This is a genomic window from Mycobacterium sp. TH-M106 (assembly GCF_057473765.1).
This window is the reverse complement of sequence record NZ_JBYCLE010000459.1, coordinates 1-1,946: the sequence shown is the minus strand read 5'-3', so window position 1 is coordinate 1,946 and position 1,946 is coordinate 1. Positions and strand designations below refer to the sequence as shown.

The window sequence follows — 1,946 nt, the reverse complement described above, 5'->3', positions numbered from 1 at the left end:
CCATCAACCCCAGCCCCCAACGAACAGGAGATCCAATCATGCTCAACACCGTGCAACATCGAGGCCAACAAACCCACCGCACACGATGAAAAATACTCAGACACCAAGGCAATATCAACGAGATCCTAACAACCCAGATACAACCCCGAAAACCCCGCGACAGGATCGAGCACCGCCACCGCATCGGTAACACCCTCCAAACCCGCCTCAACAGAGTCAACCAACGGGTCGATGATCAAATCGACGACATCAGCGCGCGCCGGCGGCACACCCGCAGGCAGACTCATCGCCACCACCACAAACGCCGCCACACCCGCCGCCACACCCACCACGCGACGACCACGCGCTGCGATGCCACGTGATCGATGATCACCCACGGGCAAGCCAGCCATCAATTCAATTCCTTAGTGAAGGTCACTATCACCCCGATGCTGCGCTACCTGCGGCGGGGCTCACCACCACCTCGACGCTGTCTGCGCCGGCAGCTGAAGTGACGACCAGTTCGGGAGCATCAGGAGCCGACACCACCTGCCCGCCAGTGACGCTGACCTGATAGCCGTGCGGGAACTCGATCTTGGGCACCGAGATCGTCGTCGGCGAACCGGCCGCGAAGCTGCCCTCACCGCCGGCCCTAGCAGTGGAATAGCTGAACGTGAAGACGCCGTGGTCAAACGACCACGAATGCGGGGTACCCGAAACCACCTGCGGATACGGCTGCGCGAGCACCGCCAGCTTCGCGGTGTCGACATTGGCCCCCACCGGCGGATCGTGCGGGTTGTACACCAACGCCTCCGAGCTCGGTGGAGACGCCGTGGTGGTTATGTCGTTTTGGCCGGTGAAGGCCCACTCCGTCCAACCCATCAGGTGCTGGTCAGCGGGTTGCATCGTGTCGGTGATGGCTGTCTCGTTGCTGGTGGCCCCGAACTCGGTCATAAATGCCGGGATGTCGTGCGCCGTCGAGTACGTCGCAGCGTTGTCCACGATTCCGGTGACGTTCGGCAAGCAACCCAGGGGTCCAAGGTAAAACTCGCAGTAGTCGTGAAACGAGAAGACGGTGTTCGGGACGTCCACCGTGCCTAGATGGGTGGGCAGCCCCGCGTCGAAGAGGACATTGGGTTCGTAGAACACCGGGGTGCTGTGGTCGACGGCCCTGATCGCCGACGCCGCCTGGTCATAGAAGGGGGTCAGATCCTGGGTGTCGAAGGCAGGGCTGCCCAATATCGTGGGCAGCGCCTGTGAGCCTGGCCATGGTTCGTTCATGATCTCGAAGCCGGCCACGTCGGGGTTGCCGTTGAAGTAGGCCGCGACGTGCTCCCACATCTGCGCGTAATTGTTCTCCAGCCCAACCCCGTTCGGTGCGTCGGCGTTCGACCAGAACGCATCCCAGGCGTGATTCTCCGCAGGATTGAGAGCGTAGTTGTATGGGAAACCGAAGTCGGGGTTGGGCAGCCCGCCGGTCTGCACCGCCCACGCTGGCGCACCCTCGCCCCCGAACACGGGACTGTAGAGATCCTGGTGCATGTCGATAATGCTGACGATGCCGTAATCGCCCAGGGTCTTTACGGTCTGGTCGATCGAGGCCAGGTAGGCATAGTTGATGACGCCGGGTTCGGGCTCCACACCCGCCCAGATGACACCCACCCGCACAGCGTTGAAACCGTTGTCTGCCAAGAACTGTGCGTCTTGGGCGCCGAACCCACCAGCGGCGGGCTCATACGGCGGAATCTTGTACACCTCGTTGAGCCCATGCAAGATGACGACCTGTCCGTCGCTGTTGGTCAGCCAGGTGCCGGTGGTGCTGATCGGCAGCACTGCGGTTTCTGCGGTGTGCGCCGCGGCACCGGTCACGGTGCCAGGTGCGCCGACCGCACCGTGGCTGCCCAGCACGCCGGCGGTGCCGCCGGCCCCACCCAGCGCGGGCAACACCTCCGGATTGCTGCCGTCAC

2 protein-coding genes are annotated in these 1,946 nt (G+C 63.1%); both read right to left on the bottom strand.

The genetic code is table 11. The features are described 5' to 3' along the window. Nucleotides 1–125 precede the first annotated feature (125 nt). The gene (locus AC2VOP_RS16385) at nucleotides 126–332 is read right to left on the bottom strand and encodes a hypothetical protein (RefSeq protein ID WP_486961953.1); all 207 of its coding nucleotides are present in this window, start codon (nucleotides 330–332) and stop codon (nucleotides 126–128) included. Nucleotides 333–420: 88 nt separating this feature from the next. Continuing rightward, the coding region (locus AC2VOP_RS16380) for a cellulase family glycosylhydrolase (RefSeq protein WP_486961952.1) at nucleotides 421–1,946 on the bottom strand (1,526 nt) is incomplete at its 5' end.